Source organism: Bradyrhizobium icense (assembly GCF_001693385.1).
In the GTDB taxonomy this organism is placed as follows: Bacteria; Pseudomonadota; Alphaproteobacteria; order Rhizobiales; family Xanthobacteraceae; genus Bradyrhizobium; species Bradyrhizobium icense.
Genome location: NZ_CP016428.1, coordinates 2504735 through 2522248, shown reverse-complemented (window position 1 = coordinate 2522248; position 17514 = coordinate 2504735). Strand labels below are relative to the sequence as shown.

Annotated in this window: 15 protein-coding genes; 7 read left to right on the top strand and 8 right to left on the bottom strand. The window is 63.9% G+C overall.

Going from position 1 to position 17514, the window contains the following annotated elements; translation table 11 throughout:
- Positions 1–11: 11 nt before the first annotated feature.
- Positions 12–1115, bottom strand: coding sequence for a c-type cytochrome biogenesis protein CcmI (gene ccmI, locus LMTR13_RS11905; protein ID WP_065728046.1), 1104 nt, complete (start codon positions 1113–1115; stop codon positions 12–14).
- Between the two features lie 321 nt (positions 1116–1436).
- Here ccmI and exbB point away from each other — a divergent pair, with 321 nt between their 5' ends.
- From exbB to LMTR13_RS11890, 3 genes are read left to right on the top strand one after another with little or no spacing between them, the layout of a single operon-like run.
- Positions 1437–2303: a tonB-system energizer ExbB gene (exbB, locus tag LMTR13_RS11900; RefSeq protein WP_236843356.1), complete on the top strand. Its 867-nt coding sequence runs from the start codon at positions 1437–1439 to the stop codon at positions 2301–2303.
- 5 nt (positions 2304–2308) lie between these two features.
- Positions 2309–2734 (top strand): TonB system transport protein ExbD, encoded by a 426-nt coding sequence (exbD, locus tag LMTR13_RS11895; protein WP_065728045.1) that lies wholly within the window; start codon positions 2309–2311, stop codon positions 2732–2734.
- Complete coding sequence (locus tag LMTR13_RS11890; RefSeq protein WP_065728044.1) at positions 2731–3486, top strand: energy transducer TonB; 756 nt, start codon at positions 2731–2733, stop codon at positions 3484–3486. Before exbD ends, LMTR13_RS11890 begins: the two co-directional genes overlap by 4 nt.
- A 54-nt stretch (positions 3487–3540) precedes the next feature.
- Here LMTR13_RS11890 and LMTR13_RS11885 read toward each other — a convergent pair whose 3' ends face one another.
- Positions 3541–6459 carry a TonB-dependent receptor domain-containing protein gene (locus tag LMTR13_RS11885; RefSeq protein ID WP_156795578.1) on the bottom strand — a complete coding sequence of 973 codons (2919 nt, stop codon included), beginning with the start codon at positions 6457–6459 and terminating at the stop codon, positions 3541–3543.
- A 529-nt stretch (positions 6460–6988) separates the two neighbouring features.
- On the opposite strand from LMTR13_RS11885, the gene mntR reads away from it, so the two are divergent.
- Positions 6989–7420: a manganese-binding transcriptional regulator MntR gene (mntR, locus tag LMTR13_RS11880; protein ID WP_236843355.1), complete on the top strand. Its 432-nt coding sequence runs from the start codon at positions 6989–6991 to the stop codon at positions 7418–7420.
- A gap of 22 nt (positions 7421–7442) precedes the next feature.
- Here mntR and LMTR13_RS11875 read toward each other — a convergent pair whose 3' ends face one another.
- From LMTR13_RS11875 to LMTR13_RS41650, 4 genes are all read right to left on the bottom strand, one after another.
- Positions 7443–8849 carry a hypothetical protein gene (locus LMTR13_RS11875; protein ID WP_065728042.1) on the bottom strand — a complete coding sequence of 469 codons (1407 nt, stop codon included), beginning with the start codon at positions 8847–8849 and terminating at the stop codon, positions 7443–7445.
- A gap of 156 nt (positions 8850–9005) precedes the next feature.
- Positions 9006–10379, bottom strand: coding sequence for a sensor histidine kinase (locus LMTR13_RS11870; RefSeq protein WP_065728041.1), 1374 nt, complete (start codon positions 10377–10379; stop codon positions 9006–9008).
- 98 nt (positions 10380–10477) lie between these two features.
- On the bottom strand, positions 10478–11149 hold the full coding sequence (locus LMTR13_RS11865) for a response regulator transcription factor (protein ID WP_065732619.1): 672 nt from the start codon (positions 11147–11149) through the stop codon (positions 10478–10480).
- 274 nt (positions 11150–11423) lie between these two features.
- A complete protein-coding gene (locus tag LMTR13_RS41650; RefSeq protein ID WP_197521075.1) occupies positions 11424–11576 on the bottom strand; it encodes a hypothetical protein in 153 nt (50 codons plus the stop codon).
- 262 nt (positions 11577–11838) lie between these two features.
- On the opposite strand from LMTR13_RS41650, the gene ku reads away from it, so the two are divergent.
- The gene (ku, locus tag LMTR13_RS11860; RefSeq protein ID WP_065728040.1) at positions 11839–12807 is read left to right on the top strand and encodes a non-homologous end joining protein Ku; all 969 of its coding nucleotides are present in this window, start codon (positions 11839–11841) and stop codon (positions 12805–12807) included.
- Between the two features lie 40 nt (positions 12808–12847).
- Complete coding sequence (locus tag LMTR13_RS11855) at positions 12848–13084, top strand: hypothetical protein (RefSeq protein WP_065728039.1); 237 nt, start codon at positions 12848–12850, stop codon at positions 13082–13084.
- A 231-nt stretch (positions 13085–13315) separates the two neighbouring features.
- Here LMTR13_RS11855 and LMTR13_RS11845 read toward each other — a convergent pair whose 3' ends face one another.
- Both LMTR13_RS11845 and LMTR13_RS11835 read right to left on the bottom strand, forming a co-directional pair.
- Positions 13316–13480, bottom strand: coding sequence for a Flp family type IVb pilin (locus LMTR13_RS11845; RefSeq protein ID WP_065728037.1), 165 nt, complete (start codon positions 13478–13480; stop codon positions 13316–13318).
- Positions 13481–13929: 449 nt separating this feature from the next.
- On the bottom strand, positions 13930–15513 hold the full coding sequence (locus LMTR13_RS11835) for a porin (RefSeq protein ID WP_065728035.1): 1584 nt from the start codon (positions 15511–15513) through the stop codon (positions 13930–13932).
- A gap of 354 nt (positions 15514–15867) precedes the next feature.
- Between LMTR13_RS11835 and LMTR13_RS11830 the strand changes: the two genes are divergently transcribed.
- Entirely contained in the window at positions 15868–17502 is a 1635-nt protein-coding gene (locus LMTR13_RS11830) for a thiamine pyrophosphate-requiring protein (RefSeq protein ID WP_065728034.1), read from the top strand.
- Positions 17503–17514: the final 12 nt, after the last annotated feature.

Genomic DNA, 17514 nt, shown 5'->3' with positions numbered 1-17514 from the left:
GGCATCATGCCTCACCCATCAAGCCCGAGATTTTTCACGCCCTCATTGAGCTGGCGCAAGCGTTCGGCGTCGTTCGCCACCGCCTGTCGGGCATCGGAAAGCGCGCTCAGCGCCTTGCCGCGCTCGCCCATCACCATATAGGCGCGCAGAAGCCGTAACCATCCCTCGACGTCGTCGCCATTCTGCTTCAGCCGGGTCGCCAGCCGATCGACCATGCCGCGGACCATCGCGCCGCGGTCGGCCTCGTTCATGTCCCTGGCCGCGGCCATCGCTTCATTGGAGAGCGCCGGCGCGACGGGGGCGCCGACCCGGGTCAGCGCCGCCTCGACCAGCGGCCGCCACGGCGCATCGGCCGGCGCTTTTGACAGCATCGCGCGCCAGATCGCGGCGGCGTCGGCCTGCCGGCCGTCCTGTTCGGCGGCGAGCCCGAGGAAATAGCTGGCCTTGGGCTCGTCGGCGTTTTGCGCGACCGCGCGCTCGAATTCGGCCTTGGCCTCCGCCGTGACGACGCCCCCCGCGCTGCCAACCAGCGCTTCACCGAGATCGGAGCGGCGGTCGGCGCTGTCGCCGGCATGTTGGATCGCGTTGCGATAGGCCCGGACCGCATCATTGTAACGGCCGAGTCGCGCCAGCACCGGTGCCAGCACGGTCCAGCCGCGGCCGTCGGCCGGATTCTTTTCCAGATGCGCTTCGACCTGCGCCACCATGTTTTCGAGCGGCTGGCTGGCGTCCGCCGTGCGGGTGCGCGAGGCCAGCGGGAAATCGCCGAGGCGCGGCGATCCGACGGCGAGGTAGAACATCACTGCCGCGATCGGCAACCCTACCAGCGCCACGACGGCCGAGGCACGGCGCAGGCCAAGGTTGGCGCGCGCCGGCAGGTCGCGTTCGCCGTCCGCGGCGGCGAGCAGGCGGCGGCCGATTTCGACACGCGCCGCCTCGGCTTCGGACGGGCCGATCAGCCCGGTAGCAACGTCGCGATCGATTTCTGCAAGCTGATCCTTGTAGACCACAGCTTCGCTGCCGCCGGCTTGCGCAGAAGAGCTGCGGCTCAACGGCCAGAGCACGGCAAAAATCGCCGCGACCGTCATCAGCGCGAACACAAACCACAGCGTCATCAATAAGTTCCCGGGCGGAACGACGCTTTCAGGCAAGCGCCGATGCGCCGCTTTACACCACCGGCGGCAAGCCCGGCAATTGACAATTGCGGCAGAAAAAGCGGGAGACGGGCCCGACCGCTGCTAGCGATCCGGAGTTCCTTGGCGCAGTTCGGCGCGGCTTCCCCCGCCGGATCGCGGCTCGCAATACATCAACGGGAAATTGCAGCAGAACCTGCATGCACGGGCGCCCCTCGTGCCCCGGCCTATAGCGTTTGCAGCAAGACGTAGGTGATGCTACACAATGGGGCTGAGACATCAATTGTGTGCAGAGGCAGATCGATGCGATCCTGGAAGGCATTTCGACGTGGCGCTGTTCCGTCCAACCCCGTCAAAACTCCATTTGGCCTGAAACTCCGCGGCGGCGTTCCGCTTCTGTCGCTTCCGCTGCTGGTGCTGTCATTTCCGGCCGCCGCCCAGGACGCAACGGAAAGGACAGCGATCGCGGCCGCAATGCTGCCCCGCGACCTCAGCCCCTGGGGCATGTTCATGCAGGCGGACGTCGTCGTCAAAGCGGTGATGGTCGGTCTGGTATTTGCCACCGCTGTCACCTGGACGGTGTGGCTCGCAAAGACGATCGAGCTGATCAAGGCGCGACGGAATGCCCGACATGCCTTGCGCGAGCTCGCCAACGTCCGGAACGTGGAAGACGCCGTGCGGCAGGTCCCCGAGGGCGCGGTTGCCCAATTGCTCGAGGGTGCCGTGGCAGAACTCCGATTGAGTACCGATCGAATGGACAAGGAGGGGATCAAGGCACGGGTCGCCTCCCGGCTGCAGCAGATCGAGGCGGCGGCAAGCAGACGCATCGGACTAGGCACCGGCGTGCTTGCGACCATCGGATCGACCGGCCCCTTCGTCGGACTGTTCGGAACGGTCTGGGGAATCATGAACAGCTTTATCGGGATCTCGAAGTCGCAAACCACCAACCTCGCCGTGGTCGCGCCTGGAATCGCCGAGGCGCTGCTGGCGACGGCGCTCGGGCTGGTGGCCGCGATTCCCGCGGTCATGATCTACAACCTCTTTGCCCGCCAGATCGCCTCCTACCGGGCGCTGCTCGGGGACGGATCCGCGGAGATCACGCGGCTGGTTGGCCGCGACCTCGATAGCGGCACCATGCTGGTGCGGCGGTACCTCGCCGCGGCGGAGTAGCAGCCATGGCCGCCAGTCTGAACCAGGGCAATGGCGACCTCGCCGAAGTCCATGAGATCAACGTGACGCCGTTCATCGACGTCATTCTCGTTCTGCTCATCATTTTCATGGTCGCCGCGCCGCTGGCGACCGTCGATATCGCCGTCGATCTTCCGGCGTCGAACGCGCAGCCGCAGCCGCGGCCGGACAAGCCGGTCTATCTGACGGTGAAGCCGAACCTGTCGCTCTCCGTCGGGAACGAGCCGGTAGCCCGCGGCGCGTTGCCCGCCGCGCTCGATGCGAGCACCAGCGGCCAGAAGGACACACGCATTTTCCTGCGCGCCGACAAGCTCGTCCCCTATGGCGAGGTGATGCAGGTCATGAACATGTTGCGGGCCGCCGGCTACCTCAAGGTCGCCCTGGTCGGAATGGAGCAAGCCTCATCGCCATGATGCAGCTTGCGGCCGAAGACCGTTCCGACCTGCGACGATGGATGTTCAGCAGCCTCGCGGTGCTGTGCGTCTACGCCGGATTGACCGCCACGCTCGCCACCTGGCGCGATGTGGACGACACCGTGGCTGCCGAACCTTCGGGCGCGATCGTGGTCGACCTGGCACCGTTGGCCGCAGCACCGGCGACGACGTCGACCGACATTGCGCCCGGTCCGGAGCAGGTGATGTCGGAGGCGCAGCCGGCGGCGAAGCCCGAGGAGACGCCACCCGATGAAACGCCTGAGCTGCCGCCCGCTCCCAATCCGGACGCCGCCGTAGCGCTGCAAACCAGGCCGCAGCCTGACGTGACGCCGCAGCAGCAGGCGGCGGCCGCCACGACATCAGCACCGCCTGCGATCAACGAACGGATCGCACCGGTCGCCGTCGCGCCGACCCATGGTGTGCCGAATGACAAAAATTCGCAGGCCGTCGTGACATGGCGAACCCAGGTCCTCGCCTTGGTCGAAAAGAACAAGCGCTATCCGGAAACCGCGCGGTCGCGGCGCGAGCAAGGGACGGCGCAGGTGTCGTTCACGCTTGATCGCAAAGGAATGGTCGTCAGCGCTCGCGTAACTCAAAGTTCGGGATCCGGTGCTCTTGACGAGGAAGCGCTCGCGCTCCTCAAGCGTGCACAGCCCTTCCCTGCGCCGCCTGCAACGTTTCCCGGCGAATTCGTCGTCGTGAGGCAGCCAATCCGCTTCACGGTCAAATAGAGGCGTGACCTTGGTACCTGGTCGTCTGGTCGCGAGGTTCAGTTTGGCGCTAGTCTAATCCGCAACGATCGCGCCGCCGAACTTGTAGTTCGCCCCGATCCTGACCCCATCACTGGTCACCCGCGTGTTGGCATCGAACGCAACGGCGGTGTTGGCAGCGACCGACGGCGTCGAACGCACCGAACCGAAATCCATGTGAAGATATTCGAGCTTTGCGGTCCAGTTGCCTGTCAGCCGCGTCTCGAAACCGGCGCCGAGGGCCCAGCCGAACCGATACAGGTGCCGATCCAGAGACGCCGTGGTCGCGACACCTGCATTGTCGAAGCCTGCAACGGACGTTGACGTCGTTATCTTGCCGAACGGAACACCTGCAGTGGCGTAGGCAAGCAGATCCGGCGTCACAAGCGTTCCAACGCGCCCGCGAACCGCGGCCACCCACCCCAAACGGTAATCCAGGCTCGCCGTCACGGTGGCGTCGAGCGGAGCAAGCGCCGGGTTGCAGATGTTGCCGGGGCAAACGGTGGCGCTGCTTCCGCGCTGATTGCGGTATTCAAAATCGCCTTCAATGCCTGCCAGCATCCGGCCTGATGTCCAGTTATAGCCAGTCTGTCCGCCAATACTGGCGGTGTCGTGCGTGGATGACAGGCGGGCGCCGGAAAGCGACGCACCGGATGCAACGTCGTTGAACGCTGCGTTGGCAACGCCCTCGCCCCGCAAATATCCGACACTGCCGCCGGCATAGATGCCGGCCCAGCTCCGGGCCGCCGCCTCGAGCGCGGGGCTCTTGTAGTAGCCGTTGCCGGCCGGCCGCCCCGCCGTGCCGATCCAGGTGCCGGGCGGTCCGCTCGGCCGGTCGACACCGTATTTGACGTTGAGAAACAGCTTGAAGCCACGACCCGGCAGCAGGATCTCGTCCTTGTGAAATTGAACGGAGTTGCGAATGTTGGCGTTGAGCAGATTGTCGCCAACCACCCCTGTCGCGACCTCAACCGCGCCCCACGGCGAATCCTTCCAGAATTTCCGGTGCTCGAGTTGTACCTTTACCAAATCATATCCGGCGGTCGGCGTGTCGAATTGCGGAATGTCGTTCTGCGCAAACGCGTGCAACAGGCCGATGCGCGCAAACCAGTTGTCGTTGCGCCAATAGACGCCGCCGCCGAGGCGCATCGGAGGAATGCGCGGCACGTTGCTGCCGTCGGTGAACGTCGCCCGCACCACGTCATATTGGCCGTCGATGCCGAGGGTGCCGTTGGCAAGTTGTGCGGCGTCCCACTGCCAGGCCAGTTCGCCGCCGCGGAACGTCGCGTCGCGTTGATCGTAGTTGACCTGGATGTAGTCGGTGCCGGCGCCGCATGACGCAAACGTTTCCTGGCAGAAGATGCCGGTGGCGCGCGAGAAAATGAATTTGTCGTACGACGTGTAGTAGGCATTTGCGGCAAACCTGAAATCGCCATCCGTGCGTTTCAAGCCGATTTCCGCCGTCTGCGCGGTTTCGATTCCGAGGTTCGGGTTGCCGATCTTGAACGTCTTCTCCGAACCGTCGGGACCTTGGGCGAACAGTTCGAGAGGGCGCGGCGCACGTTCGATCCGTTGCAACGTCAGACTGGCGACGAGCGAAGATGGAAGATCCTTGATGATGCCGAAGCTGACGCTTTTCGGCATGAAGTCGAGCTTGGCGGCGGCCCTGCCCGGCTCATCCGGTGGCGGGAGAAAATTCGGCGGGAAAGTGAATGCCGTTCCCGCGACATTGACTCCCTCGATGCGACCCGCCAATTGCGTGCGCAGCGTGTCCGTGTGCCTGACTTCATTGAGGAAGTACGCCGCCGCTGTTCTGGTCTGGGCCGGGAGCAAGATCGCCTGCCCTGCCGTATCCAGTTGCTGGTAGGCGCCTTGCGCGCCGAAAATGCTGGTCAGCGGACCGATCGGCGTGGCGAACGGCGCAAGTTCGAACTCGAGCTTGCCCTCGGTCTGCCGGTTCTTGAAGGTGGCAGCAATCTCCTGGAAGCCGGTGGTGGCGAGCACCGTCTCGTCGTGCCGGTACTCGGAATATCCGGTCCAGTACCTGATCGCGGCAAGCGCGCTTGCGTCCGGGCGATACTCGCCCTTGGAGCTGATCTTGGTCTGCTCGAGATCGTTGTGCTGGCGGGCTTCCGCGGTCGCAATACCGGGGACGTGGTAGTCGCTGGTGAAACGGGAGACGGCGATGCCGGCGTAGCCGCCATCGAAAAGCCAGGAGCCGCCGATGGCCGCGCCCGCACTCTGCGAAGCTGAATTCGGCTGCTTGCCGTTGAAGGCGGGCGCGGGGATTGGCGGGACCAGATAGGGGTAACTCGGGACGCTGTAATCGCCGGAGGAGCGCCCGTAGATGTCGGCATGAACGGCGGCGTTGCGGCTGCCGGCATCCAGCAACAGGCCGCTCTCCCACCCTCTATTGACGCTCGTCACACCCGATCGCAGTTCGGCAGCCACTCCCCCAAGCGGAGCCGCGGTCGGAATCCGGTTGTTGTTGACGTCGACGACGCCGCCGACGGCCTGCGAACCGAAGCGGAGCGCACCCGGTCCGCGAATGACGTCGACCTTCTGGATGGCGAGAGGGTCGATCGGCACCGCATGGTCCTGCGCGATGTCGGACACATCGACCGCACCGACGCCGTTCTCCTGAATGCGGACCTTTGCGTCCGTCAGGCCGCGCAAAACCGGGCGCGACGATTCCGCGGCAAGCCCCGCCGAAGTCGCGCCGGGCATATTGGTGAACAGGCTGCCAAACCCGCCGTTGCTGCTGCCTGTCTGAATCTGGTTGCTCCCGATCGTCGACAGCGGCGCGAATAGCGGATTGAAGGGCGACGCCGGCGCGGCCGCGGGCGTTGGGCCCGCCAGCGGTGCCGCCACGGTCGTCGAACGCCGACCGGGCTCGCTGCGCGCGGCCCGCCGCGCGGGTTTAGGCTGACGACCCTCGACGGTGACTTGCGGCATGTCGATTTCCGCCGGCGCACCTGGCGTGGCTTGCGGTCCTGCCGCCGTGGCAGGCGCAGTCTGCGGCGGAGCCGGCTCCGCCGGGGCTTGCCCCGCTGCCGGCGGCGGTGCGGGAGCCGATGGTTCAGCAGGCGGCGCGGCCTGGGGCGCCGGTGGCGCAGGCGCCGCCGTTTGCGCGAACGCCGCGGCGTGGCTCAACCAAGCCACGGCCAGTGCCGATGTGCCCACAAGGGCCAGTCGCGTTGCGCGCATATTCTTCCCCAACCGATCGCGCACCAGCAACAGCACTTGAGAGCCGCGACAGCAAAAAACGTAGGCAAGGCTACATATTTATGTTGGACCCTCACTGTCAAGATGCTGCGAATGACTCGCAAATGCCAGGCGCCCCGCCTGTTGCAGATCGGCGACAAGCCGCCAACTTGCAATGTGGTCGGCGCCACGCCATGGTCGCGCCTCGTCTGGATGGATTCGCCTGGAAGGTGCAGTGGTGCGCAAGCCCTCGACAAATCGGGCCAAGCCGATGCAGCCGATGCCCGCGGAACAAACGCAGGCGCGCCGCTTCGGAAAGGCGCGATCGGCGCGGTCGACCGCGGTTCTGGAGGACTATGTCGAACTGATCTCGGATCTGCTCGGAACGACCGGCGAGGCGCGCCCGACCGACATCGCGCGCAGGCTGGGCGTATCGCACCCGACGGCGATCGACACCATTGCACGGTTGAAGCGCGAAGACCTGGTCACGGCCCGCCCCTATCGCGGCGTGTTCCTGACCGAGAAGGGTGAGACCCTCGCCAAGCGCGTCCGCACCCGTCACCGTCTGGTGGTCGACGTCTTGCTGGCGCTGGGTGTTCCGCAGGAAGCCGCGGAGGCTGATGCCGAGGGCATCGAACATCATGTTTCCGACGTGACGCTGAAGGCTTTCGCCGAATTTCTTCGCGACGCCAAGGGTCCACGCAAGGCGTGATGCGATAGATCGAGAGACGGCGCTATCCGGCCCTGGTCGATTTACGCTCGCCGGTCACGGCATTTTCGGCCGCCCGGCTCATCAGCGACGCATAGTCATGGCCGAACAGGATTTCGCAGAAGCGGATTGCCGCCTTGGCCTGCATCTGCCGGTAGGCGCGCGCCTTGGTATCGCCCCCGCGCAACGCCTGCACCAGGCTTTCGGTGGAATGCTCGACGTAATGCTGCAGGTCGGAATAGGTCCGCAGGGTGACCTCGTTGATGGCGAGTTCGCTGGCGTAGGTGCGGCACACCGCCACGAAGTCGATCAGGGCGGCGATCTCTTCGACCTCCGCGACGTCGATCTTCGGCGCCGAAGCGATATCCTTGTCGGCGCGCTGACGCAGGATGCGGCGGACCCGGCCAGGCACGCTCTCGATCTCCGACTGCAGCGAATTGGAAATGTCGGCTCGGATCGACGTGAGCTGGCGCCCCCACGCGGAATCGTTGCGCAGATCGAGCTCGGTGCGCAGTCCGCGCACGCCATCGTGCAGGATTTTCAGCTGGTCGCCGACATTATCGAAATGGCCCCGCCTGATGTCCGTGCGCAGACAGGCGGTAAGGAACGAGAGATCGTGCAGCGCGATCGTGACGGCGATGCCGTAGGGCGTGGCCGCCACACGAATCTCGTCGTCGGAGGCCGCCATCTTGACCGCAAGACGGATGATCTGCCACGGCGCCGCCAATCGCTGCATAATCAGCGACAGCGCGAACGGCAGCAATTGCGGCGTCTGCAACGAGGGCACGTTGAGCGCAGATGTCGCCGTCTCGAGCTGGGAGGGCGTCAGCGCCCGAATCTGGCTGGGAAGCCGGCTACCGAGCGTCTCCATCGCCTCACGGGCTCGCAGCACTGCGCCGATCGACAATAAATCCTCAATGACATTCGGCGAGCCAATTCGCGAGAGCGCACGATGCCTGTCCTCGCCCGGCACCGGGGTGGCGATTTTGACAATCGCCTCGGCTGCGGCGAGCTGGAATTTGCGGGTCGCGGTTTCGAGACCTGCGGCGGAGCCGCTCAGCCTGATCTCATTGAGTGTCGTTTCGAACGCGCGCACGGCCTCGGGCGCGCCGTCGCGACCCAGCCATTGCCAGACTGGCAGCAGCGACGCGCGTCGGATCTGCCCGGCGCGCACCGGAAAATTGCCTTCGACGAGAAATGGCTCGAGCGGACCGTACAACAGCCGCGCCGGATCGTCGGTCCGGGGACGCGCCTCGTCGTCTTCCTCGGTCCCGCGCACAACCTTGCGCAACTGCTCGAGCACGAAATTGGCGACGGCGAGGTCTTCCCCGCGCTCGATGGCGCGCTCGAACTCCCGCATCAGCAGCGCCTGCGATTGAGGCGGGAGCTGGGCGAGATAATCCCTCAGCCGCTCGGTAGATGTCTGGCTCATTCGCCTGGTGTGGATATGCTTGTGTCACGCGGACGGCAAAGCGCGTCCACCGCCGATTTTAGAAGTGTGCGCGTTAAGAAGGCGTTTAGGAATAACGAAATCGACCCCGGGCAGCGCCGGGCTATCGCCCTCCGGATATTTGGCCGGATGGAGCGTTCATATCCCCGGCAAAACCAGCTCTGCCCGCAGCCCGCCGATCGGGGCGTCACCCAGGGCGAGGCTACCGCCATAGAGGCCGGCAAGATCGACCACGATCGAAAGCCCAAGCCCGGAGCCCGGCTTGGATTCGTCCAGGCGCTGGCCGCGCCGGGACACCTGCGCGCGTTCGGCAGCGGACAACCCGCGGCCATCGTCATCGACGATGATCCGCAGCCGCGGCCCGGTGCCAGGCTCCGCTGGCGATTCCGCCCGCACCTCGATAGATACCTGCGAGGACGCCCATTTGCAGGCATTGTCGACCAGATTGCCGGCCATCTCCTCGAGATCCTGACGCTCGCCTCGGAACTTTGCCTGCGGGTCCGCCTTGACCGCGATCGTGACGGCGCGATCCCGATGAATCTTTTCCATGGTCCGTCGCAGCGCCTCGATGGCGGGTGCGACCTCGGTGACGGTGCCGACGATGGTGACGCGCGCGGCGATACGGGCGCGCTCAAGGTGATGTGCGACCTGATCCCGCATCACAAAAGCCTGCTCCAAGACCTTGCTCGCAAAGGGATCCACCGTGTGGGCGGAGGCCTCGTTGACGATCACGGACAGCGGCGTCTTGATGGCATGGGCAAGGTTGCCGACATGGGTACGGGCGCGCTCGACGATCTCGCGGTTGGCGTCGATCAGCGCGTTGGTCTCGCGCGCCAGCGGGGCGATCTCGACCGGAAATTGGCCCTCGAGCCGTTCGGCGCGTCCGGAGCGGATGTCGGCGATCGATTCCGAGATGCGCTTGAGCGGCGCCAGCCCGAAGCGGACCTGGAAGATCGTGGTCAGGAGCAGCACGATCCCGAGCGCGGCGAAGGTGCCGCCGAGGTAGTAATCGAAGGCGCGGATCTCGTCGAAAATCTCGGATGCGTCGCCGGCCACGCTGACCAGAAACTTGCCGTCGGCGCCGAGGTCGACCGGCCGCTCGACCACCCTCAGATCCTGGCCCTCCGGACCGTTGACGTAACCGAGACGGATACCGGCCGGGGTCAGCTCCGCTCCGATATCCTCGAGCTTCGGCAGCTTCTTGTCCCATAGCGAACGCGAGGCCTTCGTTTCGGCCTTCTCGTCGGTCCGGACGATCTGCCAGTACCAGCCGGACAAGGGCAGCTCGAACAGCGGTTCGCCGAGCGACTGGAACTGTTGCTCAGGCGGCTCGTCCGGCGTTGCGACTTCGGCGATCAGGGTGCGGAGGTAGAGGTTGAGGCGGCGGTCGAAGGCGCGCTCGGTCGCGTTCCGGTAGACCGATGACAGGATCACGCCGGTGATCAGCAGGATCACGACCACCCACGCGGTCGCCGAGAGGAACAACCGCGTGGCAAGCGAACTTCCGCGCATCAGAGCAAGATCCCGAAAAGCGTATCCCCAGGCTCCAAGCCTGCGGATGGAGACCGGTCTTCGGATAAGATCATGCTCGAATAAAAGAGCAAGGCTCATCAGGCGCCGGGCGATGGCGGCGTCAAGAGATAGCCGAGCCCGCGCACGGTCTGGATGATGTCGACGTCTAGCTTCTTGCGGATGCGGCCGACGAACACTTCGATGGTGTTGGAGTCGCGGTCGAAGTCCTGGTCGTAGAGGTGCTCGACCAGTTCAGTGCGCGATACCACGCGGCCGGTGTGATGCATCAGATAGGCCAGCAGCCGGTATTCGTGCGACGTCATCTTGATCGGATTGCCCGATACGCTGACCCGCCCGGTGCGGGTATCCAGCGAGACGGGGCCGCAGGTCAGTTCCGACTGGGCGTGGCCGGTGGAGCGGCGGAGCAGCGCGCGAATTCGCGCCAGCACTTCCTCGAGGTGAAACGGCTTTGCGACATAGTCGTCCGCGCCGGCATCAAAACCCTGCACCTTGTCGCTCCAGCGGTCGCGCGCGGTGAGGATCAGGACCGGCATGGCGCGGCCCTTGCGGCGCCACGCCTCCAGAACCGATATGCCGTCCATCTTCGGCAACCCGATATCGAGCACGACGGCGTCATAGGGCTCGCTGTCGCCCAGATAGTGCCCCTCCTCGCCGTCGAACGCGCGATCAACCACATAACCGGCATCCGTCAAAGCCGTCGTAAGCTGACGGTTGAGATCCGGATCGTCCTCAACAACAAGCAGGCGCAAGCTGGCCTCCAACAGTGAGCTCTACAATATCAGGTCTCATGATGAGGCTCGGCGGGGTGAACGGGCCATGAACGAGGCGCACCGCACAATGTGACTTTTTCGTCATGAGGCTTTCCGCGGGTCGGGCGCGCCCGCTGGCCAGACGCCTAACATGCCCGATCGGATGCCCCAAGGGGGCCCGGCAGGGTTGCCTACGGCAACGGCTCCCGAAAGGCGGGACCAATTGCCGGCCGCGCCGATAGGCGCCCCGATCGCGCAGCCTCGGTCAAGTCCCTCACGTGCGGAAGAATACGAACCAGACGATGCCCAGGATCAGAATCGCTAGCCCGGTCGATACCGTCAGGAGCGCCAGCACGGACGGACCGGGTTCGCCTTGGCGCGCCTCGGTCGGGGTTTCGACGATCTGGCCATGTCGTTTCGTTGCCATGGGGACCTCTTCGAGTAAGTGCCTGTAATGTCAGCGAATGCTCCGACACCGCCTGCGAAAGCAACGCATGATCGAAAGTGATGTTCCGGGCTTTTGGGCCGCGCCACGCGATCGCCGCGTTCAAAAGGTCGCAGGCCTGCCGCAGAACGGAGCCCTTCGACGGTTAACGCCGTTCCGCGATTCCGCAGCCCGGCATGTTTGAGACAGGGACATCCGGTGGTATCCTTGCGGGGTCGTCCGTTGCGTATTTTCGGAGTAGCCCATGGCCCCCCGCGCCAATTGGAAGGGTTTTCTGCGCCTGTCGCTCGTGACCTGTCCTGTCGCCCTCTATCCGGCGACCTCGGACACCGAGAAGGTCTCGTTCAACCAGATCAACCGCAAGACCGGCCACCGCATCAAATACGCCAAGGTCGACGCCGAGACCGGCGAGGAAGTCGCCAGCGAAGACATCATGAAGGGCTACAAGATCGACACCGATACCTACATCGAAGTGTCGAAGGACGAGCTTGACGATATCGCGCTGGAATCGACCCGCACCATCGAGATCGACGAATTCGTTCCGAAATCCGATATCGACGGCCGCTACCTGATCCGCCCCTATTATCTCGTGCCGGATGGCAAGGTCGGCCACGATGCGTTTGCGGTGATCCGCGAAACCATCCGCAACATGGACAAGGTCGCGATCGGCCGCGTGGTACTGACCAACCGCGAGCACATCATAGCGCTGGAGCCGCTCGAGAAGGGGCTGATGGGAACGCTGCTGCGCTACCCCTATGAAGTGCGCAACGAGAAGGAATATTTCGACGATATCCAGGACGTGAAGATCACCAAGGATATGCTTGATCTGGCAAAGCATATCGTCGAACAGAAATCCGCTTCATTCGAGCCCGAGCAGTTCGAGGACCGCTATGAGCAGGCGCTGATCGACCTTATCAACCAGAAGCGCAACGGCCTGACGACCAAGGCCAAGACGGCGCCGAAGACGACCGGCAACGTCATCAATCTGATGGATGCGCTGAAGCGCAGCCTTGCCAGCGAACAGCAGGCCGCCCCTGCCGCCGCCAAGACGAAGGGCAAGAAGCCGAAGAAGGCCGCTGCTGCCGGGCAGCGCGAGATGCTGCTGCCGATCAGCGGTAGCGGCAAGCGCGCCGCCAAGGAAACAGCGAAGGAAGCGCCGAAGAAGGCGGAAAAGCCGGTGCGTACCGCCGCCCGCACCAAGAAGGCCGGATGATCTGGCAAGGAGCGCGATAGATAGCACCATCTAGCGCGCGATGCCGTGGTCGACCCCGTTCGATGATCCGATACCGCTTCGCGGCGGCCGTAAGCTCGCGACGCTGCAGCAGGCCGCCGACTATGTCATGGCATTGCCGGAAGAAGTGCAGCACGAGGCGCACTGGCAGGTCGCGGTGGAAAATCTGATCAACGCGGCCGAGACCGGCGGCGGCTGGCTGATGTTCGCGCGGATCGCGATGCTGCGGGCGCTGAATGCGGACCCAAAAGACAGATAGCGCCGGTTTCAATCCCCGCCGCCGTCCCCGTCCCCACTGCCAAAGTCCAACCCGCCATCGCAACAACCAGACGACCGGTCGTTGACCATCCAATCGATCAACAAGGCTGCGACCAATATCGCGGAGATCACGTGCCACGGATTTTGCTGGACGTAGGCCAGAATTGCTGGCGCCCAGGACACCAACAGCGGCCCAAATAGCAGTTCCAGCATGTGTCTGTGCGGCTTGCCGCTATTTGATCGAGGTGCTGACCTCGGTGAATTTCGTGCTGAGCATGCTGCCGACGCCGTTGACGGTGGTGACGATCACGATGCTGATGCCGGCCGCAATGAGGCAATATTCGATGGCGGTAGCGCCGCATTCATCGTCGACAAACCGTGCCAGTAATCGATGCATAGACAAGCTCCTGTCGACGCTCCCTCGGAATTTCTCCCGCGCCATACTGATTAAACTCTAGGGCGGAGCGGTTGAAGAGGCCTTGAGGAACAGAATGAACGATCAATTAAGGCAGTCGAGCAATCCGCGCCCCGGAATCACACGATACGGTAAATTTACCATCGATTGTGGACCGACCAGCCACTCTTGCCCGATCGGCGGCTTGCGAAGCGCGCGCATATGATTGCGCAGAAACGCGAAGCGGAAAGGAATTACATCGGTCTCTTGCATGAGGAGACCGAGGAGCAGCGCGTCGCCGACGGCCCAGCGGCCGCGGAATACCCTATCCTGGATCAGATACTCGATCTGATTGCGGCGATGTTCAGCCGCCGCAGCGAAGCGAGGTGGTCACCCCGCCCGCTGCGACGTTGAACAAGGGACCGGGCAATGGCCCGGTCCGAGGATTGTTCTCAGAAGTTACGCTGGGCGCGGAACTGGAGCAGGACGGTGTCCTGATCCTTGAACTCGTAAAGCGCGTTCGGCTTCGGAGCGGTCGCCGTGAACACCGAGGAGCCCGACATCTTCTGGTCGAGATGGAACCACTGGACTTCGCCCGAGAACGTCAGGTTCTTGACCGGGGTCCAGCGGGTAACGACGCCGAGTTGCGAGACGTTGAAGTCGGGGTTGCAGGTGTAGTTGCCCGCAGCATTCCCGGCCAACGCCTGACCGGAGTGGCTGGCGGCGAAAGCGGCGCAATAAGCGCCCTTTGCCGTCGAGGTCCCCGCACCGAGCAGATTGTCGTTCGCGCCACCGTCGTACCTGACGGCGGAGTAGCTGCCGAACAGGCTGGTCGACCAGTAGGGGTTCCAGTTGTGATTGAACGCGCCACGGACGCCCCAGGCGGTAGTCAGTGCGATACCGCCAGTACCGGCCGCACCCGGGAAGTAGACGCCGTCGGTGGTCGCGCCGAAGCCGACGCTCTGATAGCCGAACCCGCTATCGCCGAACATCGCGAAGTTGGGCGAGGAGCCGCTGGTGGCGATGACGTACTTGGTGGCGCCCTTGGCGTAGGATACGTCGAGCTTGATGTCGTCGCCCGCACCGGTCGGAATGTTCTTGATCTGCAACGCCGCCATCACCGCACCGCCCCACTTGCTCTCGGGGTGGCCGCTGATTTCGGAAAGTGCGGTCGGGACAGCGCCCGCGCCCAGCGTGTTGTACGAACCGTTCACTTCATGCGCGGCTGCCGAAAGCTGGAACAGCCCCCAGGCCTGATCCACCCGGATTCTGCCGACGATGTCGGGCGCGTGCACGCCGGCATAGGCGTTCGATCCAGTGCCGTTGGCGCCGATCGCGCCGGGGATGCTCAGATTGTAGACGGAGGTGCGATCCCACACGGTGGGGTCATCGAGACCGATCGACGCCGATACGCCGTTGCCGAACTCGGCGGTGTACTGGATGTTGTTGACGCCGGTGTCGGTATTTTGGCCGCCGAGCAAGTTTGAGTTGATGTTGCCCGGGAAGCCCTGCCACGGCGTTGAATAGGCCGAGGCGGACTTACCGAAGGTGAAACCGGCGAACTGGATGAAAAGGAACTCGACCGCGACATAGCCGCCGCCTGCGGTGGACAGTGAATTCGAGCTGAACGGCAGCGACGGATTGGCGGAGCCGCCACCGACATTGTTGAACTGGAAGTCGCCCTGGCCGAAGGTGCGGACAACGCCGTATTCGGTGGCGGTGCGGGTATCGACCGTCAGCGCCATACGGGAACGGGAGACGAAGTAATCGCGGTAGCGGTTTTGCTGACCAAGATCGCCGCTCCAGGCCGGGGTGCCGTGCGCTCCGCCGTTGAAGGTGGTGTCAACTCGCAGATAACCGCCGAGCTTAATGCAGGTGTCGGTACCCGGAATGTAGAAGAAGCCAGCGCCGTAAAGCGTACAAATCCTTACATATTCAACTGCCTTGGCCTTGACCGGAAGGTCGGCCGCCTGTGCGCCGCTCAGGGCCATCAGACCTGCCGCCGAGCCAAGAATGAATGTCCGCGCCGTAATCATTGAAGTCTCCTGTCCTGCGATTCATGCAGTTGCATGCGGCACAGGTAATCCAAAAATCCTTCCTATGAATGACAAGCCCGTGATGCCGCTTCACTTGGGTCGCGGCTGTGATGTTTTCGCAACGCGGCAGCGTCAAAGCCGAGTCAAAACGATCCAGTTCAGCCTCAAGCTCGGGGCGCTCACAGCAAGAATATTCTCCACCGGTCGCCTCATCTTTTGGCTTGAGCGGAAAAACGCATATCAGCACTTCCCAACGTAAGCGCCATCCGCGCTTTACCGGGCCGGAAAATCCTGTCCAACTGTCGCAAATCGGCCGGACCAAAACCGGCCTGCATCCAGGGGGAGAGGACCGTCATGAAGCTCGGCACCGCCATTGCGGAAATCATGAAGCGCGAGGGAATCGAAATCCTCTGCGGCTATCCGGTCAATCATCTCATCGAATATGCCGCAAGTGCCGACATCCGCCCGGTAATGGTGCGCCAGGAACGCATCGGCGTTCACATGGCGGATGCGATCTCGCGCGTCACCTCGGGCCGTTCGATCGGCGCGTTCTGTATGCAGCACGGGCCCGGCGCCGAGAACGCGATGGGCGGCGTGGCGCAATGTTACGGAGAATCGGTGCCGGTGCTGGTGCTGCCGATGGGCTATGCGCGCCGGCTCGCCAACATCGACCCGAACTTCAACTCCAGCCAGGCGATGAAGGCGTTCTCGAAATCGTCCGAGCCGATCAACATCGCGGCGGAAGTCTGCAACATTTTCAGGAGAGCGTTCACCAAATTGAAGAATGGCCGCGGCGGGCCCGTGATCGTCGAAATTCCCGCCGACATGTGGAACGAGGAAGTGCCGGAGCCCTTGAACTACACACCGGTGCTGCGCACCCGCTACGGTGCGGATCCCGTGCATATAAGGGAAGCGGCGGCCCTCCTCGTCGCAGCGAAGCGGCCGGTGATCTATGCCGGCCAGGGCGTGCATTACGCCAAGGCCTGGCCGCAGCTCAGACGGCTGGCCGAGCACCTCGCGATTCCCGTCACGACCAGCCTTGGCGGCAAGTCGTCGTTTCCCGAGACGCATCCTCTATCGCTGGGTTCGGGCGGCCTTGCCGTGCCGCGCGCGGTGCCGAAATTTTTGGGCGAAGCCGACGTGATCTTCGGAATCGGCTGCTCATTCACCGAGACGTCATTCGGCATCGCGATGCCGAAAGGCAAGACCATCATTCATTCGACGCTCGACCCCAGCCATCTCAACAAGGACGTCGAGGCCAAGGTCGGTCTGGTTGGCGACGCCGCCCTGGTCCTCGATGCCTTGCTGGAAGAGATCGGCAAGACCGTCACCTCGGACCGCGACGCGACGGCGGTCGCCGCCGAGATCGCTGCCTCCCACAAGGAGTGGCTGGCGAAATGGATGCCGAAGCTGACGCATAACGAGGCGCCGCTGAGCCCCTATCGCGTATTGTGGGACCTGCAGCACACCGTCGACATCAACAACACCATCATCACCCACGACGCCGGCAGCCCGCGCGACCAGCTCTCGCCGTTCTGGAAGTCGGTCGAGCCGCTGTCCTATATAGGCTGGGGCAAGACCACGCAGCTCGGCTACGGGCTCGGCCTTGCGATGGGCGCCAAGTTGGCAAAGCCCGACAAGCTCTGCATCAACGTCTGGGGCGATGCCGCGATCGGCTTCACCGGCATGGATTTTGAAACCGCGGTGCGCGAGCGCATCCCGATCATGTCGATCCTGTTGAACAATTTTTCCATGGCGATCGAACTGAAGGTGATGCCGATCTCAACGGAGAAATACCGTTCTACCGACATTTCCGGCGACTACGCCGCGATGGCGCGCGCATTTGGCGGTTATGGCGAGCGGGTGACGAAACCGGAAGACATCATCCCCGCCATCAAGCGCGGCATCCAGAAGACCCAGGAAGGCGTGCCGGTGCTGTTGGAATTCATCACCAGCAAGGAGACCGAGGTTTCGAGGCCGGGGACCTGAGGGCCTGCTTTT

Bases quoted from the DNA above. Each gene is read 5' to 3' on its own strand.
- ccmI (WP_065728046.1), bottom strand. From the start codon at position 1,115: ATGACGCTGTGGTTTGTGTTCGCGCTGATGACGGTCGCGGCGATTTTT.
- exbB (WP_236843356.1), top strand. From the start codon at position 1,437: ATGCGATCCTGGAAGGCATTTCGACGTGGCGCTGTTCCGTCCAACCCC.
- exbD (WP_065728045.1), top strand. From the start codon at position 2,309: ATGGCCGCCAGTCTGAACCAGGGCAATGGCGACCTCGCCGAAGTCCAT.
- LMTR13_RS11890 (WP_065728044.1), top strand. From the start codon at position 2,731: ATGATGCAGCTTGCGGCCGAAGACCGTTCCGACCTGCGACGATGGATG.
- LMTR13_RS11885 (WP_156795578.1), bottom strand. From the start codon at position 6,459: ATGCCGCAAGTCACCGTCGAGGGTCGTCAGCCTAAACCCGCGCGGCGG.
- mntR (WP_236843355.1), top strand. From the start codon at position 6,989: ATGCCCGCGGAACAAACGCAGGCGCGCCGCTTCGGAAAGGCGCGATCG.
- LMTR13_RS11875 (WP_065728042.1), bottom strand. From the start codon at position 8,849: ATGAGCCAGACATCTACCGAGCGGCTGAGGGATTATCTCGCCCAGCTC.
- LMTR13_RS11870 (WP_065728041.1), bottom strand. From the start codon at position 10,379: ATGCGCGGAAGTTCGCTTGCCACGCGGTTGTTCCTCTCGGCGACCGCG.
- LMTR13_RS41650 (WP_197521075.1), bottom strand. From the start codon at position 11,576: ATGGCAACGAAACGACATGGCCAGATCGTCGAAACCCCGACCGAGGCG.
- ku (WP_065728040.1), top strand. From the start codon at position 11,839: ATGGCCCCCCGCGCCAATTGGAAGGGTTTTCTGCGCCTGTCGCTCGTG.
- LMTR13_RS11855 (WP_065728039.1), top strand. From the start codon at position 12,848: ATGCCGTGGTCGACCCCGTTCGATGATCCGATACCGCTTCGCGGCGGC.
- LMTR13_RS11845 (WP_065728037.1), bottom strand. From the start codon at position 13,480: ATGCATCGATTACTGGCACGGTTTGTCGACGATGAATGCGGCGCTACC.
- LMTR13_RS11835 (WP_065728035.1), bottom strand. From the start codon at position 15,513: ATGATTACGGCGCGGACATTCATTCTTGGCTCGGCGGCAGGTCTGATG.
- LMTR13_RS11830 (WP_065728034.1), top strand. From the start codon at position 15,868: ATGAAGCTCGGCACCGCCATTGCGGAAATCATGAAGCGCGAGGGAATC.